General features: G+C 69.0%; 17 protein-coding genes. 10 read left to right on the top strand and 7 right to left on the bottom strand.

Going from position 1 to position 25,721, the window contains the following annotated elements; translation table 11 throughout:
• Positions 1–74 precede the first annotated feature (74 nt).
• The 3 genes from nagA to ABD017_RS05485 all read right to left on the bottom strand — a co-directional run bounded on the left by nagA (position 75) and on the right by ABD017_RS05485 (position 3,208).
• Positions 75–1,217 (bottom strand): N-acetylglucosamine-6-phosphate deacetylase, encoded by a 1,143-nt coding sequence (nagA, locus tag ABD017_RS05495; protein WP_343880994.1) that lies wholly within the window; start codon positions 1,215–1,217, stop codon positions 75–77.
• A gap of 179 nt (positions 1,218–1,396) precedes the next feature.
• Positions 1,397–2,428, bottom strand: coding sequence for an SIS domain-containing protein (locus ABD017_RS05490; protein ID WP_343880992.1), 1,032 nt, complete (start codon positions 2,426–2,428; stop codon positions 1,397–1,399).
• Between the two features lie 27 nt (positions 2,429–2,455).
• Positions 2,456–3,208, bottom strand: coding sequence for a GntR family transcriptional regulator (locus tag ABD017_RS05485; protein ID WP_343880990.1), 753 nt, complete (start codon positions 3,206–3,208; stop codon positions 2,456–2,458).
• A 241-nt stretch (positions 3,209–3,449) separates the two neighbouring features.
• Between ABD017_RS05485 and zwf the strand changes: the two genes are divergently transcribed.
• From zwf to ABD017_RS05455, 6 genes are all read left to right on the top strand, one after another.
• Positions 3,450–4,919, top strand: a complete 1,470-nt coding sequence (gene zwf, locus ABD017_RS05480) for a glucose-6-phosphate dehydrogenase (protein ID WP_425543672.1) — start codon at positions 3,450–3,452, stop codon at positions 4,917–4,919.
• Between the two features lie 65 nt (positions 4,920–4,984).
• Positions 4,985–5,698: a 6-phosphogluconolactonase gene (gene pgl, locus ABD017_RS05475; RefSeq protein WP_343880988.1), complete on the top strand. Its 714-nt coding sequence runs from the start codon at positions 4,985–4,987 to the stop codon at positions 5,696–5,698.
• Between the two features lie 85 nt (positions 5,699–5,783).
• Entirely contained in the window at positions 5,784–7,628 is a 1,845-nt protein-coding gene (gene edd / locus ABD017_RS05470; RefSeq protein ID WP_343880986.1) for a phosphogluconate dehydratase, read from the top strand.
• A 53-nt stretch (positions 7,629–7,681) separates the two neighbouring features.
• Positions 7,682–8,326, top strand: coding sequence for a bifunctional 4-hydroxy-2-oxoglutarate aldolase/2-dehydro-3-deoxy-phosphogluconate aldolase (gene eda, locus ABD017_RS05465; RefSeq protein ID WP_343880984.1), 645 nt, complete (start codon positions 7,682–7,684; stop codon positions 8,324–8,326).
• A 49-nt stretch (positions 8,327–8,375) separates the two neighbouring features.
• Positions 8,376–9,242 carry an EamA/RhaT family transporter gene (locus tag ABD017_RS05460; protein ID WP_343880982.1) on the top strand — a complete coding sequence of 289 codons (867 nt, stop codon included), beginning with the start codon at positions 8,376–8,378 and terminating at the stop codon, positions 9,240–9,242.
• 57 nt (positions 9,243–9,299) lie between these two features.
• Positions 9,300–10,253, top strand: coding sequence for a ribokinase (locus tag ABD017_RS05455; RefSeq protein WP_343880980.1), 954 nt, complete (start codon positions 9,300–9,302; stop codon positions 10,251–10,253).
• Positions 10,254–10,392: 139 nt separating this feature from the next.
• On the opposite strand, the gene ABD017_RS05450 is transcribed toward ABD017_RS05455, so the two are convergent.
• Together ABD017_RS05450 and ABD017_RS05445 are read right to left on the bottom strand one after the other, a co-directional pair.
• The gene (locus ABD017_RS05450; RefSeq protein ID WP_343882178.1) at positions 10,393–11,445 is read right to left on the bottom strand and encodes a LacI family DNA-binding transcriptional regulator; all 1,053 of its coding nucleotides are present in this window, start codon (positions 11,443–11,445) and stop codon (positions 10,393–10,395) included.
• Between the two features lie 97 nt (positions 11,446–11,542).
• Entirely contained in the window at positions 11,543–12,820 is a 1,278-nt protein-coding gene (locus ABD017_RS05445) for a sugar MFS transporter (protein ID WP_343880978.1), read from the bottom strand.
• 450 nt (positions 12,821–13,270) lie between these two features.
• Here ABD017_RS05445 and glk point away from each other — a divergent pair, with 450 nt between their 5' ends.
• The 4 genes from glk to ABD017_RS05425 all read left to right on the top strand — a co-directional run bounded on the left by glk (position 13,271) and on the right by ABD017_RS05425 (position 20,765).
• Positions 13,271–14,329 (top strand): glucokinase, encoded by a 1,059-nt coding sequence (gene glk, locus ABD017_RS05440; RefSeq protein ID WP_425543670.1) that lies wholly within the window; start codon positions 13,271–13,273, stop codon positions 14,327–14,329.
• 112 nt (positions 14,330–14,441) lie between these two features.
• Positions 14,442–17,183 carry a TonB-dependent receptor gene (locus tag ABD017_RS05435; RefSeq protein ID WP_343880976.1) on the top strand — a complete coding sequence of 914 codons (2,742 nt, stop codon included), beginning with the start codon at positions 14,442–14,444 and terminating at the stop codon, positions 17,181–17,183.
• 131 nt (positions 17,184–17,314) lie between these two features.
• Positions 17,315–19,633 (top strand): beta-N-acetylhexosaminidase, encoded by a 2,319-nt coding sequence (locus ABD017_RS05430; protein ID WP_343880974.1) that lies wholly within the window; start codon positions 17,315–17,317, stop codon positions 19,631–19,633.
• Between the two features lie 67 nt (positions 19,634–19,700).
• Positions 19,701–20,765 carry an acyltransferase family protein gene (locus ABD017_RS05425; RefSeq protein ID WP_343880972.1) on the top strand — a complete coding sequence of 355 codons (1,065 nt, stop codon included), beginning with the start codon at positions 19,701–19,703 and terminating at the stop codon, positions 20,763–20,765.
• A 28-nt stretch (positions 20,766–20,793) separates the two neighbouring features.
• Here the strand turns inward: ABD017_RS05425 and ABD017_RS05420 are convergent, their stop codons facing one another.
• Positions 20,794–20,952 carry a hypothetical protein gene (locus ABD017_RS05420; RefSeq protein ID WP_343880970.1) on the bottom strand — a complete coding sequence of 53 codons (159 nt, stop codon included), beginning with the start codon at positions 20,950–20,952 and terminating at the stop codon, positions 20,794–20,796.
• Position 20,953: 1 nt separating this feature from the next.
• Positions 20,954–25,711, bottom strand: coding sequence for a DEAD/DEAH box helicase (locus ABD017_RS05415; protein ID WP_425543669.1), 4,758 nt, complete (start codon positions 25,709–25,711; stop codon positions 20,954–20,956).
• Positions 25,712–25,721: the final 10 nt, after the last annotated feature.

The following is a 25,721-nucleotide window of genomic DNA, read 5'->3' as shown; positions in this document are numbered from 1 at the left end:
AGAGGGGGTTACGGCCTGTTCCGGCTTTGCGGTTCGGTGGGCGGGTTTCTTCAGGCTTTTTGGCGCGACGGCGCTCAGCCGTTGTCCACGCCGGCGATCCAGCTCTGCCGCACGCGGTAGTCGGCGTCCAGCGCCACCAGGTCGGCCTGGTAACCCGCGGCGATGCGGCCGTGGCTGGCGCCCAGGCCCAGGAAATCGGCGGGGTAGGTGCTGGCCATGCGGGCGGCTTCGTCCAGCGGCAGGTGCAGCATGTCCACCGCGTTGCGCACGGCGCCGGCCATGTCCAGGGCGGAGCCGGCCAGGGTGCCGCTGGCGGTCTGGCAGATGCCGTCCTTGACGATGATGGTTTCGCCGTTGAGCTTGTATTCCGGGCTGTCGGCGCCCACCGGCGGCATCGCATCGGTGACCAGCACCATCTTGCCGCGCGCCTTGGCGGCAATCGCCACGCGCAGGCTGGCCGGGTGCACGTGGTGGCCGTCGGCGATGATGCCGCACCAGCTTTCGGCATCGTCCAGCGCGGCGCCGACCACGCCCGGTTCGCGGCTGCCGAACGGCGTCATCGCGTTGAACAAATGGGTGAAGCCGCGCACGCCGGCGTCCAGCGCGGCACGCGTGGTGGCGTAGTCGGCGGCGGTGTGGCCGGCGCAGACGATCACGCCGCTGGCCGCCAGCGCGCGGATGCTGGCGGTGGGCATCTGGTCCGGCGCCAGGGTGATCAGCCGCACGCCGCGGTGCGGAGCGCACAGCAGCGCCAACTCGTCGGCACCGGGCACGCGGAAGAATTTCGGATCGTGCACGCCCTTGCGCGCGGGCGCCAGGTAGGGGCCTTCCAGGTGGATGCCGAGCAGGCCCGGCACGCCTTCGGCCAGCGCCTGCTCCACGGCATCCAGCGCCGCGCGCATCACGTCCGCATCGTCGCTGATCAGCGTGGGCAGGAAGCCGGTGGTGCCGTAGCGGCGATGGCCGACGCCGATCTGGCGGATGGTCTCCACCGTGGGCGCGTCGTTGAACAGCACGCCGCCACCGCCGTTGACCTGCACGTCGATGAAGCCGGGCAGCAGCGTGGCGCCGGCCAGGTCGTGCTGCTGCGAAGCACGCACGCGTGGGTCGGATGTCGGCAGCACCGCGGCGATGCGTGGGCCGTCGAGCAATACGGCATGGTCGTCGACCCAACCTTCGGGGGTGAGTACGCGGCCGTTGATGAGGGCGAGAGTCATGGTGGAGCCTCGATGAAGGACAGAAGATGGATGCCGGCTTCGTCCCGGCACTTCGACTTCGCCCGCTGACGCGGGCTACGCTCAGTGCGAACGGTGTTTTTCGATGCCGCCCAGGCCTTTAACCGTTCACCCTGAGCGTAGGCCGCAGGCCGGAGTCGAAGGGCAGCGCGTGCCGCCCATCAAACCGTTTCGGTGACCTTGTTCAAATGCGGCGGCACGTCGGGGTTGAAGCCGCGCAACAGCGACAGTTCGCTGGCCGCGCGGTAGAAGCTCTGGATGATCAGCAGCGGCGTGCACAGCGCCGGCAGGCCGGTGGCCACCGGCAGCGTGCCTTCGCCCTCGAGGCCGGGCGCAGCCACGAACACCTGCGCGCCGCGGCCGCGGAATTCGCGCGCCACCGCCAGCGTGCTGTCCAGCGTGTCGTCGTCCTGGGCGAAGCACAGCACCGGGAAATCCGGGCCCACCAGCGCCATCGGGCCGTGCTTGACCTCGGCCGAGCTGAACGCCTCGGCATGCAGGCCGCAGGTTTCCTTGAACTTCAGCGCCGCCTCCAGCGCGATGCCCAGGCCGAAGCCGCGCCCCACCACGAACAGGTTGTGGGCGCCGGCCAGGCCTTCGCTCAGCGACGACCAGTCCGCATCCCAGTTGCTGCGCAGCGCGTCCGGCAAGGTCTGCAAGGCGGCGGCCAGGGCCGGGTCCTCTTTCCAGCGGGCGCACAGGTGCAGCACGGCGGCCAGCGCGGCGATGTAGCTCTTGGTGGCGGCCACGCTGCGTTCCGGACCGGCGTGCAGCGGAATCACCGTGTCGGCAAGCTGCGCCAGCGGTGAATCGGCCACGTTCACCAGCGCCACCACGCGGGCGCCGGCCAGCTTGGCCGCCTCCGCGTTGCGCACCAGGTCGGGGCTCTTGCCCGACTGCGAGATGGCGATGAACAGCGCGCCCTGCCACTGCTGCGGCGCTGCGTACACCGAGGTCACCGACGGCGATGCGGACGCCGTGGCGATGCCCAGCTGGGTCTCGAACACGTACTTGGCGTACGCGGCCGCGTGGTCGGAGCTGCCGCGCGCGCAGGTGACGATGAAGCGCGGCGGCTGCTCGCGCAGCGATTGCGCCAGCGCGGCGATCACGCCCTCGTTGGCGGCAAACTGGCGCGCCACGACGTCGGCCGTCTCGTGCGCTTCGGTGTACATCAACGTGTCGCTGGCAGCCATGTCGGTGGTTTTTCCCAGGGTGATGAATCAGTCGGTTTGCAGTTCGGCGACGAAGTCGTAGATGTCGCCGCGGTACCAGGAGCAGGTGAACTCGACCACGCGGCCGTCGTCCAGAAAACTGCGCCGCTCGATGTTGAGCCCGGCGCTGCCGGCGGAGACGTGCAGCAGGCGCGCCTGGTTGGCGTTCAGCGACACCGCGCGCAGGCGCTGCAGCGCGCGCCGCGGCCGGGCGTTGAAGCGCTCCAGCGCCTCGTACAGCGAGTCGCTGACCAGCATCGGGTCGGGCAGCAGGCTGGCCGGCACCGCGCTGCGCTCGATCGCCAGCGGTTCGTCCTGGCCGTAGCGCACGCGGTGCAGGCGCGCCACCAGCGAGCCGGGCGAGAGGTTCAGCGCCATCGATTCCTCCGGCGTCACCTCGCCCACGCTGCGCTCGAAGAATTCCGAACGCGGCGACAACCCGCGCTCGCGCAGGTCCTCGGTGAAACTGGTCAGCCGCGACATCGGTTTGACGATGCGCTCGGCCACGAAGGTGCCGGCGCCGTGGCGTTGATGCAGCAGGCCATCCTCGACCAGGCCGGCGATCGCCTTGCGCACGGTGACGCGCGACAGCTTCAGCGTCTGGGCCAGGTCGCGCTCGCTGGGGAGGGTCTGTCCCGGCTCGATCGCTCGGCGCTCCACGATGTTGCGGATCGCGCGGCGCAGGCGCAGGTAGGCCAGCGGTTGGTAGACAGCCGGATCGTTGCAGATCCGCTGATATTCGAGTGCCAGGGCGCTTTCCATGGTTACGAAAGATACCAATAGCGAACCAGTTAGACAACTCCGGCGCCTCGACAGGCAATGAGGGCCTGCATGGCGCGGGTGGGCATGATTTCCGAAGAAGGTGGGGTTTGTCCAGCCCGTTCGACCCCGTCAACGGGGAACTGGTGCGTTGTGGTATTCCACTGGTATGATCGGCGCCGAACCGCGTGGGCGGCCCCGTTTCGCCCATTCCCTAACCGCTGGCTGTCGTTGAGGTGAAAGCGTGACTGTGATTTCCCTGCCGGTCGAACCGTTCGACCTGGTCATTTTCGGCGGTACCGGCGACCTTGCCCTGCGCAAGCTGTTGCCGGCCCTTTTCCATCGTTTCGTGGACGGCCAGATCCCGGCCCAGAGCCGCATCATCGGCGTGGCCCGCGAAGGGCTCGACGACGAGGGTTACCGCGCCTCGCTGCGCAAGACGCTGAATGCGTTGTCCGGCAGCGATCCGGCCAAGGTCGACCAGTTCCTGCAGCAGGTGGGTTATCGCCCGCTGGACGCGCGCAAGGACGCCGGCTGGGACGATTTCGCCGCGCTGATCGGCGAGCAGCCCGACCACGTGCGGGTGTTCTATCTCTCCACCTCGCCGGAACTGTTCGTGGACCTGTGCGCCCGCCTGGGCCAGTACGGGCTCAATGACGGCAAATCGCGCGTGGTGCTGGAAAAGCCCATCGGCCGCAGCCTGGAGAGCGCCAACCGCATCAACGACGACGTGGGCCGCGTGTTCGCCGAATCGCAGACCTACCGCATCGATCACTACCTGGGCAAGGAGACGGTGCAGAACCTGCTGGCGCTGCGCTTCGGCAACGTGCTGTTCGAGCCGCTGTGGAACTCCGCCCACATCGACCACGTGCAGATCACCGTGGCCGAAACCCTGGGCCTGGGCCGGCGCGCCGGCTACTACGACCATGCCGGCGCGCTGCGCGACATGGTGCAGAACCACATCCTGCAATTGCTGTGCATGGTGGCGATGGAGCCGCCGTCGTCGCTGTCGCCCGATGCGGTGCGCAACGAGAAGCTCAAGGTGCTGAACGCGCTCAAGCCGATCGACGCGAGCAACGCCAGCCAGCTCACCGTGCGCGGCCAGTACCGCGCCGGCGTGGCCGAGGGCGCCAGCGTGCCCGGCTATCTCGACGAATTGGAAAACCACCAGTCCAACACCGAAACCTTCGTGGCGCTGAAGGCGGAAATCGCCAACTGGCGCTGGGCCGGCGTGCCGTTCTACCTGCGCACCGGCAAGCGGCTGCCCGATCGCGTGTCGGAAATCGTGGTGGCGTTCAAGCCGGTGCCGCACTCCATCTTCGACGCGTCGGCCGGCCCGGTGGTGCAGAACCGCCTGGTGCTGCGGCTGCAGCCGGACGAGGGCGTGAAGCTGTGGCTGAGCATCAAGCACCCCGGCCCCGGCGGCCTGCGCCTGCGCCACGTGCCGCTGGACATGAGCTTTGCCGAAGCTTTTGGCGTACAACAGCCGGATGCGTACGAGCGCCTGCTGCTGGACGTGGTGCGCGGCAACCCCACCCTGTTCATGCGTCGCGACGAGGTGGAGGCCGCATGGCGGTGGGCCGATCCGATCCTGGCCGCGTGGGCCGCCAGCAACGAGTCGCCGCGCCCGTATGCGGCCGGCAGCTGGGGCCCCAGCGCGGCGGTGGCGCTGATCGAGCGCGATGGCCGCACCTGGCACGAAGACAACGACTGATCCGCGGGCGTTCGCGCCCTGTTTCCCTCCCTGGCGCCGCGGTTGCGCGGCGCACCCTTGATGCCATGTCTCCCCTATTGAACGTCACTACCCACAGTTTCACCGATTGCCAGGCGCAGGCCGCGGCGCTGGCCGAGCGCATCGCCGGCGGTTTGCGCGAGGCGCTGGACCAGCGCGGCAGTGCCGTACTGGCCGTTTCCGGCGGCAGCACGCCGAAGGCGCTCTTCGATCGCTTGTCGCGCGAGCCGCTGGACTGGTCCCGCGTGCACATCACCCTGGTCGACGAGCGCTGGGTGCCGGACACCGACGAGCGCTCCAACGCTCGCCTGGTCAAGGCGCGGCTGTTGCAGAACGCGGCCGCCGCGGCGCAGTTCGTGCCGCTGTATACCGGCGCGGAAAGCCCCGAGGCCGGCCTGGCCGAGGCGAACGCGCGGATCGACGCGCTGCCGCGCCCGTTCGATGCGGTGGTGCTGGGCATGGGCGATGACGGGCATACCGCCTCGTTCTTCCCCGGCGGCGACCACCTGGCCGAAGCGCTCGATCTGGACGGCCAGACGCGGGTGTTGCCGATGCGCGCACCCGGCGCCGGCGAGCCGCGCATCACGCTGAGCCTGCCGGCCCTGCTCGAAACCCGGGCGCTGTACCTGCTGGTGACCGGCGCCACCAAGCGTGACGTGCTGGCCGATGCCCGGCTGGGCCTGGGCGCGGCACAGCATTATCCGGTGCGCAGCGTGCTGAGCCAGACCCGCGCGCCGCTGTCCGTCTACTGGTGCCCGTGACGGCCGCGCGCCGCAACGAGATCGCCACCGCCCGAATCGCATGCGAATGGCCGCCGCAACCGGCCGACATCCACGGAGTTTTGCCATGAGTACGCTGCACCCCGTCATCGCCGAAGTCACCCAGCGCATCATCGAGCGCAGCCGCCCCACGCGCAGTGCGTACCTGGCACGCATCGACGAGGCCTGCGGCAAGGGCGTGTACCGCCATCGCCTGGGCTGCAGCAACCTGGCGCACGCCTTTGCCGCCAGCGGCAGCGACAAGGTGGCGTTGCGCGGCACCGTGACGCCGAACGTGGGCATCGTCACCTCGTACAACGACATGCTCTCGGCGCACCAGCCGTATGAGCCCTACCCCGAGCAGATCCGCCAGGCCGCGCGCCTGGTCGGCGCCGTGGCCCAGGTGGCCGGCGGTGTGCCGGCGATGTGCGACGGCGTCACCCAGGGCCGCGCCGGCATGGAGCTGTCGCTGTTCTCGCGCGAGGTGATCGCGATGGCCACCGCGGTGGCGCTGTCGCACGACACCTACGACGCCGTGCTGATGCTGGGCATCTGCGACAAGATCGTGCCCGGCCTGCTCACTGCGGCGCTCTCGTTCGGCCACCTGCCCACCATCTTCGTGCCCGCCGGCCCGATGGTCAGCGGCCTGTCGAACGACAAGAAATCCAAGGTGCGCCAGGCCTACGCCGAGGGCAAGGCCACGCGCGAGGAACTGCTGGAAGCCGAGTCGGCCGCCTACCACGCGCCGGGCACCTGCACCTTCTACGGCACCGCCAACTCCAACCAGATGCTGATGGAGATCATGGGCCTGCACCTGCCCGGCGCCAGCTTCGTCACCCCCAACACGCTGCTGCGCGACGCGCTGACCCGCGCGGCGGTGTACCGCGCGGTGGCGATCACCGCGCTGGGCCAGGAATACACGCCGATCGGCCATCTGGTCGACGAGCGCACCATCGTCAACGGCGTGATCGGCCTGCACGCCACCGGCGGCTCCACCAACCACCTGCTGCACCTGGTGGCGGTGGCGCGCGCGGCGGGCATCATCCTCACGCTGGAGGATTTCGACGCGCTCTCGGCGGTGGTGCCGCTGCTGGCGCGGGTCTACCCCAACGGCAGCGCCGACGTGAACCACTTCCACCAGTCCGGCGGCATGCCGTTCCTGATCGGCTCGCTGCTCGACGCCGGCCTGCTGCACGGCGACGTGCGTACGGTGTGGGGCGAAGGCATGGCGCCGTATCGCCGCATGCCCGCGCTGGACGCCGACGGCAAGCTGGTCTGGAACGAGGTCACCGCCAGCAGCAACCTGGACGTGCTGCGTCCGGCCGCCGAGCCGTTCCGCGCCGACGGCGGCCTGCGCGTGCTCAAGGGCAACCTGGGCCTGTCGGTGATCAAGGTGTCCTCGGTGCCCGCCGACTGCATGGTGGTCGAGGCGCCCGCGGTGATCTTCAACGACCAGGAGGAAATGCTGGCCGCGTTCAACCGCGGCGAGCTGGAGCGCGACCTGGTGGCCGTGGTGCGTTTCCAGGGCCCCAAGGCGATCGGCATGCCCGAGCTGCACAAGCTCACTCCGCCGCTGGGCGTGCTGCAGTCGCGCGGTTTCCACGTGGCGCTGGTCACCGACGGACGCATGTCCGGCGCCTCCGGCAAGATCCCGGCGGCGATCCACGTGACGCCCGAAGCGATCGACGCCGGCCCGCTGGGCAAGCTGCGCGATGGCGACGTGGTCCGGCTCGATGCCGTCGCTGGTACGCTGGAGGCGAAAGTGGACCCGGCCGAGTGGGCTGCCCGCCCGCAGGCCGTGGCCGATCTCAGCGCCCACCACAGCGGCATGGGCCGCGAACTGTTCGCGATGATGCGCAACGCGGTCGGTGGCGCCGATACCGGCGTCACCGTGTTCGGCACCCGCGACCGTCACCACGCCGCCGATCTCTGAACCCCGCGCCGGCACGCTGCCGGCGCCATCGATACCAACGGATGCCATTGACCATGACATTGCAGGAAACGCGACAACAGAAACTGGCCACGATTCTCAAGCTCGCCCCGGTGGTGCCGGTGGTGATCATCGACGACGTCAGCCACGCGGTGCCGATGGCGCGCGCGCTGGTGGCCGGCGGCATCCGCACCATCGAGATCACCTTGCGCACGCCGGCCGCGATGGATGCGGTCCGCGCCATCGCCGCCGAGGTGAAGGAGGCGGTGGTGGGCGTGGGCACGGTGCTGCGCGGCGGCCAGCTGGAAACCGCGCGCCTCGCCGGCGCGCACTTCGCCGTCTCCCCGGGCACCTCGCCGCGCCTGCTCGACGCGGCCGACGACAACGAACTGCCGCTGCTGCCCGGCGTGGCCACCGCCAGCGAGGCGATGGCCCTGCTCGAGCGCGGCTACGAACACCTGAAGCTGTTTCCCGCCGTGCCGGTCGGCGGCGCCAAGCTGCTGGCCGCCTGGGCCAGCCCGCTGCCGCAGATCCACTTCTGCCCCACCGGCGGCGTCAACCTCGCCAACGCGATCGACTTCCTGAAGCTCACCAACGTCGTCTGCGTGGGCGGCTCCTGGCTGACCCCGGCGGACAAGATGGCGCGCGGCGACTGGGCCGGCATCGAGCAGCTGGCGCGCGAGGCGGCGGCGCTGAAGTAAGCCGTATTGCAGGAACCGACATAGGCTTTCGTGCCGTCGGGACATGCCCTTGATCGACGTCTTCCTCGCCATCGCATGCAGCGTGCTGGTATCGGCGCTGCTCAAGCTCGCCCGCCGCTTTGCGGTGGATGTGGGCCAGGCCATCGCGTGGAACTACGCGGTCGCCAGCGTGCTGGTGGCGCTGGTGCTGCAACCGGACGCCGCCGCCCTGCGCCATGGTGAGGTGCCGTGGCTGGCGCTGGTCGGTCTGGGCCTGCTGCTGCCGACCATCTTCCTGGCCCTGGGCGCTTCGGTACGCCACGCCGGCATCGTGCGCAGCGATGCGGCGCAGCGGCTGTCGCTGCTGCTTTCGTTGCCGGCGGCGTTCGTGCTTTTCGGCGAATCGCTGCGCCCGGCTGCCGCGGTCGGCATCGTGCTGGGTTTGCTGGCGCTGGCGGCGATGCTGTGGCGGCCTGCCTCACCGTCGTCCAGGCCGGCGCCGACCGACGCCGCGCGCTGGCTCTACCCGCTGCTGGTGCTGGCCGGCTTCGGCATCATCGACATCCTGTTCAAGCGCGTGGCGCAAGCCGGTGTGCCGCTGGCCACCTCGTTGCAGGCGATGTTCGCGCTGGCGTTGCCGGTGGCGTTCGCGCTGGCGCTGTGGCGGCGCCGGCAGGGCGGCGCCCGCTTCACCGCGCGCAGCCTGCTCGGCGGCGTGCTGCTGGGGCTGTTCAACTTCGGCAATATCCTGTTCTACCTGCGCGGCCATCGCGCCATGCCGCAACACCCGGCGGTGGTCTTCGCCAGCATGAACATCGGCGTGGTGGCGCTGGGCGCGCTGGTCGGCATGGCGCTGTTCCGCGAACGCCTGAGCCGCCTCAACCTTGCCGGCGTGCTGCTCGCCGCGCTGGCGATCGGCTGCATCGCCCTGCCATGACCCGTGGGGCTGGGGATCGGCGTGGCATGATGCGCTCTGCCGATGCGTGTGATTTCCATGAGCGATCCTGTCCGCAACACCGTCCTGGTCGTGGGTTCGGCCAATCTGGATTTCGTGATCCGCGTGGCGCACGTGCCGGCGCCGGGCGAAACCGTGCTGGGTCGCGACGCGCGTGCGTTTCCCGGTGGCAAGGGCGCCAACCAGGCGGTGGCCAGTGCCCGTGCCGGCGGCGCGTCGACGCGCATGCTGCTGGCGCTGGGTGACGACGCCAACGCGGCGCCGATCGAGGCCTCGCTGCAGGCGGCCGGCGTGCAGCCGCAGGTGGTGCGCATGCCCGGTGAGCCCACCGGCATGGCGTTCATCTGCGTGGCGGACGATGGCGAGAACGCCATCACCGTCGCGGCCGGCGCCAACGGCCTGTTGCGCGCCGATGCCTTGCCCGCACTGGACGACATCGACGCGCTGCTGCTGCAACTGGAGATTCCGCTCGACACCGTGCTCGATGGCGCCCGCGCGGCGCGCGGCGCCGGCTGTCGCGTGATCCTGAATGCCGCGCCCGCCCGCGCGCTGCCCGACGAACTGCTGGCGCTGGTGGATGTGCTGGTGGTCAACGAGGGCGAGCTGGTCGCGCTGGGCGGCCATGCCGGCGACCTGCGCCGCTCGCTGGACGCGATCACGGTGCCTTGCGTGGTGGTGACCCTGGGCGCGCGCGGTTGCGTGGCGCGCGTCGACGGCGAGTTGCTGCTGCAGCCGGCGTTTGCCGTCGATACGGTCGATACCACGGCTGCGGGCGATACCTTCTGCGGCGTGCTGGCCGCCGCGCTGGCGCAGAACCTGCCGTGGCCGTTGGCCCTGCGCCGCGCCAGCGCCGCCGCCGCGCTGGCCTGCACCCGCCTGGGCGCGCAGGCGAGCATTCCCGCCGCCGCGGAGGTGGAGGCGTTCCTGGGCCGGCACGATGCCGGCCAGGCCGCCGCGTACACGGCGCTGGCGGATTATTTCGAGCGAGCTTGATCTGCCTTCCCCGCGGCGTGCGACCCCCTCCCGACCTCCCCCTGCAGGCAGGGGGAGGAGCGAAAGCGCGGGCCGGTCGGCGTTGCTCCCTCCCCTCAACAGCAGGGGAGGGCTGGGGAGGGGGGCTTTGTGGTCAACCTCAGCGCTTGCGCTTGGGCGCGCTGCGCAGCGGTCCGGTGGAGCCGCGCACCACCAGCTCCGGGCTGAAACCCTGATTGACGAGGTCCGCCGGTTTGCCGTGGGCGTCGCCCTCGATGCCGGCAATCAACCGCTGCGCGGCGTGGCGGCCGATTTCCTCGGTGGCCTGGCGCGCGGTGGTCAACGCAGGCCATGACTGCTTGGAGAACGGACTGTCCTCGAAGCCGGTGATCGACAATTCCCACGGCACGCTGATGCCGCCCGAATGCGCCGCGGCCAGCACGCCGGCGGCGATCTCGTCGTTGGAGCCGAAGATGGCGGTGGGGCGGTCCTTCAGCGCCAGCAGCTTGCGCGCGCCGCGGAAACCGTCATCGAACGAATAATCGCCGGCCACGATCAGCTTGCGGTCCAGCGCGATGCCGTAATCCTTCAGCGCGTCCTCGTAACCCTGGTAGCGCTCGCCGCTGGAGCGGTGCTCGCGCCCGCCCCACAGGAAACCGATGCGCTGGTGGCCCAACTGGATCAGGTGCTCGGTGATCGCATACGCCGCGTCGCGATCATCCACGTAGACGCAGGGGTAGCCGTCCTGCGGATCGCTGCGCGCGGAGATGATGCGCATGAACGCGATGCCGGCGTCGGCCAGCGTCCTGATCAGCTCGGGCTGCTCGGACATCGGCGGCGCCAGCACCAGCCCGGCCAGGCGCGAATGCTGCACCAGAGCGCACAGCTCCTCGGCCAGCTTCGGCGAGGAGGAGTCGCAGGGATGGATCTGCAGGCCGTAGCCGCTCTCGCGGCAGACCGACAGCACGCCGCGCTGCATGCTGATGATGTAGTGCGCGTTGGGGTTGTCGTAGACCAGGCCCAGCAGGTGTGCCCGCGTGCTGCGCAGGCTGCGCGCGGAAGGGTCGGGACGATAGCCCAGCGTGTCGATCGCGCGCTGCACCTTCTCGCGCGTGCGCTCGTGCACCGACGCCTCGTGGTTGATCACCCGCGAAACCGTTTTCAGCGACACGCCCGCCAGTTCGGCTACATGCTTGATGGTGGCGTTGCGCAATGACGGATCCTTCAGGCGATCGGGCGGCACGTGGGCGACGCCAGCGCGCGCCTGGACCTGCATTCTAGCGAGGCTTGCGCCCGGACGGCCAAACGCATCACGCCGCGTCCTGGCCCACGCGGTGCCCGGCCAGCCCGAAATACAGGATGTACAGGTAGCAAGGCACCATCAACAGCAGGAACGCCAGCTGGAAGTCGATGTGCTGCTTCAGGTGCACGAACAGCTGCGGCACGATCGCGCCGCCGGCGATGCCCATGATCAGCAGCGCCGAGGCGAACTCGGTAAAGCGGCCCAGCCCCTTGATCGCCAGCGGGAAAATGGCCGGCCACATCATCGCGTTGGCAAACCCCAGCGCCGCCACGAAACCCACCGATACATAGCCGTGGGTGAGGAACGCGCCCAGGGTGAACAGCACGCCCAGCACCGCCGATACCGCCAGGTAGCGCTGTTGCGACATCACTCGCGGGATCAGCAGCAGGCCGGCGATGTAGCCCAGCAGCATCGCGCCCAGGGTGAACGCGGTGAAGAATTTCGTCTCGTCCAGCGGCAGGCCGAAACCCGCACCGTAGGTGCCGATGGCGTCGCCCGCCATCACCTCCACGCCCACGTACAGGAACAGGCACAGCACGCCCAGCCACAGGTGCGGATAGGCCAGGATGCTGTGTCGCGACGCACCGCCGCCGGCGCTGTTGGCGGTCGAGGCCTGCACCTCCGGCAGCGACGAGCGCACCACCCAGATCGCCAGCAGCACCAGCACGCCGGCCATCACCATGTACGGCGTGTGGATCTTCGCGGCGAAGGTGTTGAGCAGCACCTCGCGCGTGGCCGGGTCGGCGGCCTTCACCTGCTGGTCGATGTCGCCGATGCCGTGCAGCACCAGCGCGCCGATCAGCAGCGGCGCCAGGATGCCCGCGCACTTGTTGCAGATGCCCATCACCGCGATGCGCTGCGCCGCGCTCTCGATCGGGCCCAGGATGCTGATGTACGGGTTGGAGGCGGTCTGCAGCAGCGACAGCCCCGCGCCGATCACGAACAGGCCGAACAGCGCGCCGGGAAAGATCCGCATCGTGGCGAACTGGCCGAACAGCACCGCGCCGATCGCCATCACGAACAGGCCCAGCGCCATGCCGCGCTTCATGCCGGTGAGCTTGAGGATCGCCGAGGCCGGCAGCGACAGGAAGAAGTACGACAGATAGAAGGCCATCGGCACCAGGAAGGCGTTCACGTCGTTGAGGTCGAACGCCAGCTTGACGAAGGTGATGAGCGGCCCGTTGAGCCAGGTCACGAAACCGAAGATGAAGAACAGGACACCGATGATGATGATCGGTCCGATGTTCGAGCGTGCCGACGCCGTCGCGTCCAACGTGGTTGCCATGCGTATGTTCCCCGATGCCGCCATCGACGATGGCGTTGATGATCGCCCCTGGCGGCGGCGCTGACGCCGGCTGCGACCCGGCGGACGGAATGTCTCGCAATTGGACAGAAAGTGCAACGTTGTCAACTTCTGTCCGATCGAGACAAGCCTTGTGGCCGCAAAGACGGCCATCGCCGCGCCGCCTTCCGCCCAGGCGTGCCGCACCGCGGCATCCATGCGGTCGAGTGCGGAACTGCCTTAAAAAAGGCCATTTTTACGATGTAACCTTACCTCGCCTGCGGTGGTGATCCGAAAATGTTGCCGCGCATCATGCGCCCGTGAAATTTTTGGAAGGAAAAGATTGACAACGTTGTCATTTCCATCCCATGCTCCGCCCCACGATCAACGCCCGCACCGCGTCCGCGGCGCCATGCGCCGGACGCCGCGATCGGGCCGCAAGGGAGAAACGGGGTGGGGGAAGTGGTCAACCAGCGTCATGTCGCGCCGCCGTCGGTGACGGCGTCCCTTGCGATGCCGCCGTTCCTGGCGGCCGATGTCGGCGGAACCCACGCGCGCATCGGACTGGTCGCGGCCACGGGCGATCGCCGGCATCCCGTACAGGTGCTGCATTACCAGCGCTACCAGTGCGCGGCCTGGCCCAGCCTTACCGACGTGCTGCGCGATTTCGTGGCGCAGCTGCCCGACGTGGTGCCCACGTCGTCACAGACTCCCGTTGCCTGCGCGGTGGCCTGCGCCGGCTACGTGCTGGGCGACGCCATCGTCAACGAAAACCTGCCATGGGCGGTGTCCATCGGCGACATCCGCCATACCCTGGGCATCAAGCGGCTGGCGGTGATCAACGACTTCGAGGCGGTGGCCTACGCCACGCAGTTCATCGCCCCGGCCGATACGCGTGCGGTGATCGACACCCGGCGCCCGCCGGCGCAAGGGCCCGTGCTGGTGGCCGGCCCCGGCACCGGCCTGGGTTCGGCCGTACTGATGCCCGGCGAGCCGCGCGCCCGCGTGCTGGCCACCGAGGCGGGCCAGATCTCGCTGGCGCCGGGCACCGAGCGCGAGCGGCAAGTGCTGCGGCTGATGGCGGCCGAGCGCGACTACGTCTCGTACGAGAACGCCTTGTCGGGCCCCGGCCTGCTGAACCTCTATCGCGCGCTGTGCGCGCTGAACCATGCGTCGCCCACGCTGGCGGCCCCGGCCGACGTCACCGCCGCGGCGCTGGCGCACAGCGACGCCAACGCGCTCGAGGCGCTGGAGATGTTCTGCGGCCTCCTGGGCAGCTTCGTCGGCGACCTGGTGATGCTGTACGGCGCGCGCGGCGGCGTGTACCTGGCCGGCGGCATCCTGCCGCAGATCCATGCCTTCCTGGCATCGAGCACCTTCGCCGCGCGCTACTTCAACAAGGGCGTGATGCGCGCCTACCTGGAGCAGGTGCCGGTTCGACTGATTGAGCACGGCCAGCTCGGCGTCATGGGTGCCGCGGGCTGGTTTCTCGAACAACGGGAGGACGCATGACACGCAGCGACACCAGGCATCCAGTCACCAGGCTTGATTCACGAAAGAGCGCGGCCGTCGGCATCCCGCTGTTCGGTCAACAAACCAGCCACCTCTGAGGGGAGGAGACACCATGAATTACCGTAAGACCTTGCTCGCCGCGAGCATCATCACCGGCTTGTGCCTGTCCGGTGCGGTATTTGCCCAGGACAGCGCGCAGAGCGCCGATTCGGCCACCACCACGACCCAGACCGCGGCTCAGCGTGCCAAGGCCGCCCAGGAGAAGGATGCGACGCAGCTGGTCGGCGTCACCGTCGTCGGCATCCGCGCCAGCCTGCAGAAGTCGCTGGACACCAAGCGCAACCTCGACACCATTTCCGATTCGATCACCGCCGAGGACATCGGCAAGTTCCCCAACACCAACGTCGCCGAGGCGATGTCGCTGATGCCGGGCGTCACCATCGACCGCCGTTTCGGCCAGGGTGAGCGCGTCAGCATCGACGGCACCGATCCCAGCCTCAACCTCAGCTTCCTCGACGGCCACCCGGTGGCGCAGGCGATCTGGCTGTACGGCGAGTCGCCGAACCGCGGTTTCGACTACACCATGATGGCGCCGGAAATCCTCGGTCGCCTGGAAGTGATCAAGTCGTCCGAAGCGCGCCTGCCCGAGGGCAGCCTGGGCGGCACGGTGCTGATGCACTCGCGCAAGCCGCTGGACCTGGACGCCAACACCATCAGCGGCACGGTGGGCTACAGCTACAACGACCAGGCCGAAGGCGGCAAGCCGAACGTCTCGGCGCTGTACAGCTGGAAGAACACCGACAGCACCTTCGGCTTCGACATCGCCGCGCAGCACTTCGAGGAGCGCATCGACCGCCAGGGCCTGGAGATCTTCGGTTACTCCCCGGTGTCCGCCTTCGCCGCGGTGAACCCGAACATCGCCGCGCAGGTGGCCGCCGGCGAGCTGCGTCCGAACGACATGGTGCCGCAGGAAGTCAACGCGGCGTACTTCCAGCAGACCCGCAAGCGCGACAGCGCGCTGTTCAACCTGCAGTTCAAGCCGAACGACCAGTTCTCGGCCGACCTGAGCGGCCTGTACATCAAGGAGAACTTCGACAGCTACAACCAGTCGATGTACAACTTCATGACGCAGAACACCTCGTCGATGCAGGCGGTCGATTCGTTCACGCCGACGACCAATGGCGTGGTTTCCGGCGGTCACACCAACGCCAACCCGGGCAGCGGCACCGGCCTGATCTACGACAACCAGCTGCGCCAGTCCGAAGTGACCACCAAGGGCGTCGACCTGCGCGCCGACTACACCACCGACAGCTGGTCGCTGGGCGGCCAGATCGGCATGAGCAAGTCGGACAACCCGAACATCAACCAGTACCTGCTCGAGCCGACCTATCAGGGCAGCTATAGCTGGAACATCAACAAGGGCTTCCAGGCCGACGACCAGGCCGCCGTGCACGATCCGGCCAACTGGGGCGGCGGCTGGCTGGGCAACAACGGCAAGTTCGCGTCGCACGCCAAGGACCAGTACGCGCAGCTCGACTTCAGCAAGAACTTCGACAGCGTGATCAACCAGCTGCTGCTCGGCGTGCGCTACAACAAGCACAACGAGGACTATGCGCTGCACGTCTATGGCGGCGTCACGCCCGGCACGCTGGCCGACGTGGGCACCATCGGCGACACCGACATCCTGGACGCCTTGCCGGGCATCTACGACAACACCGGCAAGCACATCCAGGTCGGCGCCGGCAACATCCAGAACTGGATCAACAACAGCTCGCTCGACTTCAGCAACCCCGATCCGGGCTCCACCATCAACAACACCTGGCAGCTGGAGCAGAAGAACACCGCCGCCTATGCGCAGCTGAACTTCTCCACCGACAACCTGCGCGGCAACGTGGGCGTGCGCTGGGTGCACACCAAGACGGCGAGCACGGCCTACACCAAGCCGAACGACGCCGCACCGGTACTGCCGGCGCCGGCCAGCTGGTGGGGCACCACCACGAACACGAAGAACAACTTCCTGCCGTCGGTGAACCTGGTGTACGACAACGGTGGCGACGTGGTGCTGCGTGCGGCGGCCTCCAAGGTCATGGCCTGGGCGCCGTACAACCTGATGGTCAACCAGACCTTCCTCAACGACACCGTGCTCACCGGCAGCGGCGGCAGCCCGTCGATCGACCCGTACAAGTCGTACAACTTCAACGTGTCGGCCGAGTGGTACTTCGCGCCGCAGTCGGTGCTGGCAGGGTCGGTGTTCTTCAAGCACGTGCTCAACTACATCCTGATCACGCCCGGAACCGAGGTGCAGTACAACTCGATCCGCGACACCGATCCCACCACCTGGAGCGCCCTCGTCGGTTCGCACGGTTGCACGGCCGACGGCTTCTGCGACTACAGCGTGTCGCGTCCGCACAACGGCGGCGGCGCGCGGGTGAAGGGCTTCACGCTGAACTACCAGCAGGCGTTCGGCGAGACCGGCTTCGGCCTGATCGCCAACTACACCTTCGCCACCGGCAAGACCAACGCCGGTACGTCGATGCCGTACCTGTCGCGCAACTCGGTCAGCGTCAGCCCGTACTACGAGAACGGCGCGTTCAGCGGCCGCGTCAACTACAACTGGCGCAGCAAGTACCAGGGCGTGGGCTACGTGGCCGGCGCGCCGGCGGCGACCACGGACGACTACACCGACGTCAGCGCCAGCGTGGGCTGGACCTTCAACCCGAACTTCTCGTTGTCGCTGGATGCGCTGAACCTGACCAACCAGAAGTACTTCCAGTACACCGATACGCCGAACCTGCCGAACGCGAAGTACACCACCGGCCGTCGCTACATGGCCAGCCTGCACTTCAAGTTCTGACCTGCCACCGTACCTCCCGGGCCATGGATGGCCCACCACCAACCCCCTTTCCGGGCCCGTCAGGCACACTGTACGGGCCCTTTTTTTAAAGCGTGTCGCGCGGTTCCGGCGACCCACGATGGAGATGGACCATGACGCGTCGTCTGCCCACCTTTGTGCTTGCCTTCGCCTGCCTCTGCGCCGGCGTGACGGCGGCCCTGCCCGCGGCCGCCCAGGCCCGCGACGGGGTGATCGCGGTGATACCGCAACCGGCCCAGGTCACGCCCGGCGAGGGGCGCTTTACCGTGGGCGCGGATACGCCGCTCGTGGTCGCCGATGGCGACAAGGCGACCGCCCGCACGGCCGCCTATCTGGCCGACCTCCTGGCGCGCACGCGCGGCTTGCGCTTGCGCGTGCAGCATGGCCCGGCACCCGCGCATGCCATCGTCCTGCAGCGCGATCCGCAGGCCGCGGTGGCGCAGGCCGAGGGCTACGCGCTGGACGTCACGCCCGAGGGCATACGCGTCAGCGCGCGCGACGACACAGGCCTGTTCCATGGCGCGGTCACGCTGTGGCAGCTGCTGACGCCCGACGCGCAGCACGGCCCGGTGACGCTGGCGGCCATGCAGATCCGCGACCAGCCGCGTTTCGCCTGGCGCGGCCTGATGCTGGATTCCGCGCGCCATTTCCAGAGCGTGGCCGAGGTGGAGACGCTGATCGACCAGATGGCGCAGCACAAGATGAACACGCTGCACTGGCATCTCACCGACGACCAGGGCTGGCGCATCCAGATCAAGCGCTACCCCGAACTCACCCGCATCGGCGCCTGGCGCACACCGCCGGATGCCGGTCGCAACGGCGAGCCGAAACGCTATGGCGGCTTCTACACCCGGGACGAGATCCGCCAGGTGGTGGCCTACGCCGCGGCGCGCCACATCACCATCGTGCCGGAGATCGACATGCCCGGCCACGCGCAGGCCGCGGTGGCCGCCTACCCGCAGCTGGGCGTCACCGGCAAGCGGCCGGAGGTTTCCATCGACTGGGGCGTGAACCCCTGGCTCTACAACGTGGACGATGCCACGTTCACCTTCATCGACAACGTGCTCGACGAGGTGATGGCGCTGTTCCCGTCCACCTACATCCATGTCGGCGGCGACGAGGCGATCAAGGATCAGTGGGAGGCATCGCCCGCGGTGCAGGCGAAGATGCGCGAGCTGGGCATCACCAGCGAGAACGCGCTGCAGGGATGGTTCATCGGCCGCATCGGCCAGTACCTCGACAAGCACGGCCGCAAGCTGATCGGCTGGGACGAGATCCTTGAAGGCGACAACCTGCCGGCCGACGCCACGGTGATGTCGTGGCGTGGCCTCGACGGCGCAATCAAGGCCGCGCTGCTGGGCCACGACGTGGTGCTGTCGCCGGCGCCGGATCTGTATTTCGACCACGTGCAAAGCGATCTTCCCGACGAATACGCCGGCCGCCTCGGCGTGAAATCGCTGCAGGACGTCTACGCCTTCCAGCCCGTGCCCGCCGTGCTCAGCGCGGAGCAGGCCAGGCATGTGCTGGGCGTGCAGGCCAATATCTGGACCGAGCACATCCCCACCTTCGCGCACGTGGAACACGCGGCTTTTCCGCGGCTGGATGCGCTCAGCGAGATGGCCTGGTCGCCGCCGGCCGCCCGCAACTGGCAGGGCTTCCTGGCACGCCTGCCGGTGCAGTTCGGCCGTTACCGCGCGCAGCACATCAACGTGGCCGACAGTGCCTACGCGGTCGCCATCGGCGCCGACCGCAACCTGGCACTGGCCACCGGCAAGACCACGGTCACGCTGTCCAACCAGGTCGGCCAGGAGGCCATCCACTACACGCTGGACGGCGCCACGCCCACGCCGACCTCGCCGCGCTACGACGCGCCGTTCAACGTGACGCTGCCGACCACCGTGCGCGCCGCCAGCTTCGCCGCCGACGGCACAGCGCTGGCCGCGCCGCGCGAGCGCGTGCTCGATCGCGCCGCGCTGCTCAACGTTTCCGGCGACCTGCTGCAGAACTGCCGTGGCGCGGATTTCCGCCTGCGCCTGCAGCCCCTGCCCGACGCGAAAAGCGCGCAGCCGGTGTACTTGGTGAACGTGTTCGACACCTGCCAGGAGCTTGCCCCCACGTGGATGGATGGCGTCACCCGGATTCACGTCGACGCGGTGCGCCTGCCGCGCAATTTCGCGTTGGCGCATGAGCAGAAGCTGGTGGTCTCGCGCCCGCACGCCACGGCGTTCGGCGAACTGGTGGTGCATGCCGACCGCTGCGACGGCCCGGTGCTGGCCAGCCTACCGCTGCCCGACCCCGCCCGCAGCGCGCGCAACTTCAGCCTGGACGGCGCGCTGCCGGCGCAACAGGGCGAACACGCGCTGTGCCTGATCTACACGGCGCCGATCGAAGGCGCGCTGTATGCGATCGGCCAGGTGTCGCTGACGCCATGAACGGCGCGCCGCGCGTATGCCTTGCTCCTTCCCCCTGCGCGCAGGGGGAGGGACGAAGCGCGGTCTCATGAGCAAACGTCTCCCTTCCCTCGACGCCTTGCGTGGCTGCACGGTCGCGGGGATGCTGCTGGTCAACGACCCCGGCGATTGGGGGCATATCTACGCGCCGCTGGAACACGCGCCGTGGCACGGCTGCACGCCGACCGATCTGGTATTTCCGTTCTTCCTGTTCGTGGTCGGCGTGTCGACCGCGCTGGCCCTGCTGCCGCGGCTGGAACAGGGTGTGGTGCCCGGCGCTCTGGTGAAGGCCGCGCTGTGGCGCGCGTTGCGCATTCTTGCGCTGGGCGTGGCGATCAACCTGTTGGCGGCGTGGCTGTTGCCGTATGCGCACCTGCGTTTTCCGGGCGTGCTGCAGCGGATCGGCATCTGCTTCGCCGCGATGGCGCTGTTTGCGGTTTATACCCGATCACGCACGCAATGGATCACCATCGGCGGCATCCTGCTGGGTTATTGGGGATTGCTGTTGGCGGGCGGTTCGCTGGAGCCGTGGGTGAATATCGTCAGCCGCACCGACAGCGCCGTGTTTGGCCGCTTCGTCTACCTGATCGATCCGGCCACCGGCCGCGGGCACGATCCGGAGGGCCTGCTCGCCACCCTGCCTTCGCTCGCCACCACCCTGCTGGGCCTGCGCGTCGGCTGCTGGTTGCGCCATGGGGAGATCCGCCGATTGCTGACCGCCGGTGTGCTGTTGCTGCTGCTCGGCGCGCTGTGGTCGCTGTGGCTGCCGCTCAACAAGAACCTGTGGACGTCGTCGTTCGTGCTGTGGACGGCCGGTTGGGCCACGCTGGCGCTGCTGGCTTTCCACTGGCTGATCGATCGGCACCGCTGGCCGGCCTGGGGTCGCCGTTTCGGCGTCAACGCGATTGCCGCCTACGCCGGCTCCGAGCTGATGCAGATCCTGCTGTCCGGGCTGGGCTGGAACCAGCCGATCTACCAGCACCTGTTCGCCGACTGGATGACGCCGCGCTTCGGCCCGTACGTGCCTTCGCTGGCGTTCGCCATCGCGTTTGTCACGGTGTGGTGGCTGATCGTGTGGGCGATGGATCGGCGGCGGATCTACCTGAAACTGTAGGTATGCCTGTGGGAGCAGGCCTCGCGGTTCAGCGCCGGCCGCGCAACGCCTTGATGAACACGATCATCAGCAACACACCCAGCAGCAGGCCGACACCGGCGCCCCACAACGCGCCAAGGTCGCCGGCGATCAGGTAACCGATACCGAACCCCGTGGGAAACAGCAGCAATATCGGCAGACAACCCATCTCAGCGCGGCACCGCCGGTGCTTCCGGTTGCGACGGCGGATAGCGCAGCAGCGCGTGCTTCGCGCGTTGCTGATCGACCTCGGACAATGCCACCAATGCGTTGACCTTGCCGCCGACCAGCGCCGCGATCGGCGCGCCATCGCGATACAGCACCCGCGAGCCGGTCACCGCCGCGACCTTGTCACCTACCAGCACAGTGCCGACCAGATTCAGCGGATCGCAGCCACTGACCGAGACCCATTCGCCATCGTCCGCACGCCTGCGCACCGCACGCAACGGCGCGATGGCCTCGGGCAACGCGAACTGCTCGCCTACCAGCCCCTCCACGAAGCGCCCGCCGCGAATCTCGCCACGCGCCTCCAGCCGGTGATAGACGCGCAGCAATTCGCGCCACGGCGGCAGCCACGGCGCCTCGCGCTCCAGCAGTTTCCAGAACACCACGCCGTAGCGGCGAAGCAGAGCACGCGCCGCGTGCTCTGCTTCATCTGAATCAAATCGGCGCGCAGCGCCACGTTCGCCTCCTCTCCCCGTTGGGGAGAGGATTGAGGAGAGGGGCTGCTCTTGCGACAAACCATCCCCGGAGGTTTCCCCAAGCCCACGCCCCTCATCCGTCCTTGCAACGCCCCGCACCAGCGACCACCGCCCCGCATCCTCGATACCGCTCAGCTGATGCCGCCTTACCCGCCGATGCCGTCCGCCATCGCGTTTGGCCGCCGGCAGCAGCAATGCGCGCAAGCCCGCAAAACTGTCGGCACGCACCTGACCCGCCGCCACCAGCTCGCCCAGCGCGTTTTCCAGCTCGGTGCGCAGCAGGTGCGTGGCATCCATCAATTCGTCGAAGAAAAGCGCGCCGCGATCACGCAACGCGTCCGCCACAGCCTGGGCGCGCGACGACAGCGCGGCGTCGGTCGACTCCCGCTCCGCGATGGACGTCCAGACGGCCATTTCGCGACGCGGAAGCAAGACGATCGGGGTGCTGCGCACCGGCCCGCCACTGCCGCCACCGCCGCGCAGTCGTGTCCAGCCGATGCGCCCGGCGCGGCACAGGTCATCCAGCCAGCCGATCGAATAGTCGGCCACGCGCGCGGGCAGGATCTCCGACTCCCAGGCGCTGGCTGCCGCCTCGTAACCTTCCAGCTGGTCCAGCGTGGCCGCCAGCGCCTCCGGGCCGTCGCGCCGGGTGGCGGCCGATACATGCTGCCAGTCGAACAGGAAACGCATCAGGTCACGCTGGCTGACCGGTTCGATCTCGCGCCGCAGGCGGCCGATGGTGTAGCGGTGGATGCGCGCCAGCAGGTGGCGTTCGCACCATTCCGTGGCGCTGGCGTCGGCGGTGAAGCGACCCTGCATCACGAAGCCTTCGGTCTGCAGGCGCAGCAGCGCGTGCTCGACCTCGGCCGGTTCCACCGCCATCGATCCGGCCAGCGTGGCCACGGTGACCGGGCCGAGACCGCCCAGGCGGCGGCGCACCAGTTCCAGCAGCGCATCCTCGCGCGTCCAGGGCTGCGCGGCGTACTCGGCGGGGGCATCGATCGGCGGCTGCATCGCCGCACCGGGATGAAGCGCCTGCCACAGGGGCAACTGCTCGGCGGATGTCCAGACCGCAGCGGCCGCTGTAGGAGCGCACCCTGTGCGCGATGCTTCTGGCTCTGAGACAGAAAGCTCGCGCACAGGGTGCGCTCCTACAGGGAGGCGTGTGGCGCGGCCGGACCGCGCCAAGGCCTGCAATCGTTCGTGCCAGCCGGCGTTGGCGTCCACTTCCGCCTCGGTGACAAAGCCCAGCAAGGTCAGCGCCTCGTGCATCTCGTCGGCGTCGCGCACCTGCGGCCAGGCCTCGTCGCGCACGGCGGCAATCGCGGCCGGATCGAGCCGGCCCAGGTCGTCGCCATCGTCGGCGCTCCAGCGCCGCGTCTGCACCGCATGGGTGCGGCGTTCCTCCAGCGGCGCATCGTCGAGAAAGGCATACGGCGCCGCGTTCAACACCTCGGCCGCCAGCGGGCTGGGGCCGGTGAGGTCGCGCGCCACGACGGCGATCTCGCCTGCTTCCAGCGAGCGCAGGATGCGCAGCAGGCCATCCACGTCCATCGCCTCGCGCAGGCAGTCGTGCAGGGTCTGGTTGACCAGCGGGTGATCGGGCACCTCGCGCTCGCCCACGATGTTTTCCAGGCAGGCCACCTGGTCGGGGAACACGGCGGCCAGCAGGTCCTCGCTTTTCATGCGCTGCAACGGCGGCGGCGTGCGCTTGCCCCCGGTGAAGCGCGGCAGCGCCAGCGCGGTCACCGCATTCCAGCGCCAGCGGGCGGGAAACAGCGGCGCGTCCAGCAGCGCCTGCACCAGCACGTGTTCGGCGGTGTTGGAGTGCAGGTAATGCGCCACCTCCTCCAGCGGAAAACTGTGGCTGGTGGACAGCGACAGCACGATCGCATCCTCGGTCGCCGCCGCCTGCAATTCGAAGTTGAACTGGCGGCAGAAACGCTTGCGCAGCGCCAGCCCCCAGGCGCGGTTGATGCGGCTGCCCCAGGGCGTGTGGATCACCAGCTGGGTGGCGCCCGATTCGTCGAAGAAGCGTTCCAGCACCAGGGTGCGCTGGCTGGGCAGCACGCCCAGCGCGGTTTTGGCGCCGGCGAGGTAGTCCACCAGTTGCTGCGCGGCGGCGTCGGCAAGGCCGAGTTCATCGCGCAACCACGCGAGCGCGAGCGCCTTGCTCCCCTCTCCCGCTTGCGGGAGAGGGGCCGGGGGAGAGGGTTCGACGGCGCCGGGATGTTCGGCAAGCACCGCACCCTCTCCCCAACCCCTCTCCCGCAAGCGGGAGAGGGGCTCAAGCCGAGCGGCGATTTCCTCGCGCAGGCGCGACACGCCCAGCGACAGTTCATCGCTGCGCCCGGGCGCCTCGCCCAGCCAGAACGGGATGCTGGGCGGCGCGCCGTGCGCGTCTTCCACCCGCAGCCGGTCGCGCTCCACACGCTGGATGCGGTAGCTGGTGTTGCCCAACTGGAAGATGTCGCCGGCCATGCTCTCGACCGCGAAATCCTCATTCACCGTGCCCACGATGATCGCCTGCGGCTCCAGCACCACCTTGTAGTCGGCGGTGTCGGGGATGGTGCCGCCGGAGGTGAGCGCGGTCAGCCGCGCGCTGCGCCGCGCGCGCAGCTGGCCGTGCACCGCGTCGCGGTGGATGTAGGCCGCGCGCGGACCCTGGCGGGTGGTGAAACCCTCGGCCAGCATGCGCACCACGGCATCGAAATCGGCGCGCGCAAGATCGCGGTACGGGTACGCGCGGCGCACCAGCGCGTACAGCGCGTCCTCGCTCCATTCCTGGCAGGCCACCTCGGCCACGATCTGCTGCGCCAGCACGTCGATGGGCTGCGGCGGCATGATCAGCGCGTCGAGCTCGCCGCGGCGCACGCAATCGAGCAGGGCCGTGCATTCGACCAGGTCGTCGCGGGTGGCCGGAAACAGCCGTGCCTTCGGCGTGCCGTCGATGCTGTGGCCGGAGCGGCCGGCGCGCTGCAGGAAGGCGGCGATCGAGCGCGGCGAGCCGAGCTGGCAGACCAGGTCCACCTCGCCGATGTCGATGCCCAGCTCCAGCGACGCGGTGGCCACCAGCACCGACAACTCGCCGCGCTTCAGCCGCTGCTCTGCATCCAGCCGCTGCTCCTTCGCCAGGCTGCCGTGATGCGCGGCGACCACGTCCTTGCCCAATCGCTCGGACAAATGCCGCGCCGCGCGCTCGGCCATCCGACGCGTGTTGACGAAGACCAGCGTGGTGCGATGCGCCTGCACCAGCTGCGCCAGGCGGTTGTAGACCAGGCCCCAGCTGTCGTTGGACATCACCGCTTCCAGCGGCACCGGCGGCACCTCGATGGCGAGGTCGCGAGGGCGGGTGTGACCCGTATTTATGATGGTGACGCCGCTTCTCGCGTTCGCTTCCTCTCCCCTTTGGGGAGAGGATTGAGGAGAGGGGCGGGTGCTTGCGCGGACGCTGCTTTCGACAGCCGCTTCGTTGTTGCTTCCCCGCAACCCCGTCCCCTCACCCCGACCCTCTCCCCGCAGGGGAGAGGGAGGGATGCCGCCAACCAAAAAGTCGGCGACCACTTCGATGGGCTTCTGCGTCGCCGACAACCCGATCCGCAGCAACGGCCGCTGGCACAGCGCCTGCAGCCGCTCCAGCGACAACGCCAGGTGCGAGCCGCGCTTGCTGCCGGCAATGGCGTGGATCTCGTCCACGATCACGCTGCGCACGCCCGCCAGCATGGCCCGGCCCGAGGCCGAACCCAGCAGCACGTACAGCGATTCGGGCGTGGTCACCAGGATGTGTGGTGGCTGCCTGCGCAGCGCGTTGCGCTCGGCCTGCGGCGTGTCGCCGGTGCGCACCGCGGTGCGGATCGCCACGTCGGGCAGGCCCAGTTTTTCCAGCTCGGCGCGGATGCCTTCCAGCGGTGCGTCCAGGTTGATGTGGATGTCGTTGGACAACGCCTTCAGCGGCGACACGTAGAGCACGCGGGTGGCATCGGCCAGCGCGCCGCGGTGGGCCACGCCCTCGCGCACCAGCTCGTCGATGGCGGCGAGGAAGGCGGTCAGCGTCTTGCCCGAGCCGGTGGGCGCCGCCACCAGGGTGTGGCTGCCGGCGCGGATCGACGGCCACGCCGCCGCCTGCGCCGCGGTGGGCGCCGCAAACGTGCGGCGAAACCAGGCCGCCACCGCCGGATGGAAATCCTCCAGCGCGGAAAGGCTCGGCGGCAGCGGTGGCGTGGGCACGGGGGAGTTC

Origin of the sequence: Rhodanobacter caeni, assembly GCF_039523575.1 — a bacterium.
GTDB lineage: Bacteria > Pseudomonadota > Gammaproteobacteria > Xanthomonadales > Rhodanobacteraceae > Rhodanobacter > Rhodanobacter caeni.
The sequence above is the reverse complement of the archived record's forward strand: the minus strand, read 5'-3'. Positions and strand labels throughout refer to the sequence as shown.

Excerpts from the sequence above, each read along its gene's own strand:
- ABD017_RS05420 (WP_343880970.1), bottom strand. The coding sequence starts at position 20,952 with ATGGGTTGTCTGCCGATATTGCTGCTGTTTCCCACGGGGTTCGGTATC.
- ABD017_RS05435 (WP_343880976.1), top strand. The coding sequence starts at position 14,442 with ATGAATTACCGTAAGACCTTGCTCGCCGCGAGCATCATCACCGGCTTG.
- ABD017_RS05490 (WP_343880992.1), bottom strand. The coding sequence starts at position 2,428 with ATGGCTGCCAGCGACACGTTGATGTACACCGAAGCGCACGAGACGGCC.
- ABD017_RS05425 (WP_343880972.1), top strand. The coding sequence starts at position 19,701 with ATGAGCAAACGTCTCCCTTCCCTCGACGCCTTGCGTGGCTGCACGGTC.
- ABD017_RS05430 (WP_343880974.1), top strand. The coding sequence starts at position 17,315 with ATGACGCGTCGTCTGCCCACCTTTGTGCTTGCCTTCGCCTGCCTCTGC.
- ABD017_RS05485 (WP_343880990.1), bottom strand. The coding sequence starts at position 3,208 with ATGGAAAGCGCCCTGGCACTCGAATATCAGCGGATCTGCAACGATCCG.
- ABD017_RS05445 (WP_343880978.1), bottom strand. The coding sequence starts at position 12,820 with ATGGCAACCACGTTGGACGCGACGGCGTCGGCACGCTCGAACATCGGA.
- ABD017_RS05455 (WP_343880980.1), top strand. The coding sequence starts at position 9,300 with ATGAGCGATCCTGTCCGCAACACCGTCCTGGTCGTGGGTTCGGCCAAT.
- edd (WP_343880986.1), top strand. The coding sequence starts at position 5,784 with ATGAGTACGCTGCACCCCGTCATCGCCGAAGTCACCCAGCGCATCATC.
- pgl (WP_343880988.1), top strand. The coding sequence starts at position 4,985 with ATGTCTCCCCTATTGAACGTCACTACCCACAGTTTCACCGATTGCCAG.
- eda (WP_343880984.1), top strand. The coding sequence starts at position 7,682 with ATGACATTGCAGGAAACGCGACAACAGAAACTGGCCACGATTCTCAAG.
- nagA (WP_343880994.1), bottom strand. The coding sequence starts at position 1,217 with ATGACTCTCGCCCTCATCAACGGCCGCGTACTCACCCCCGAAGGTTGG.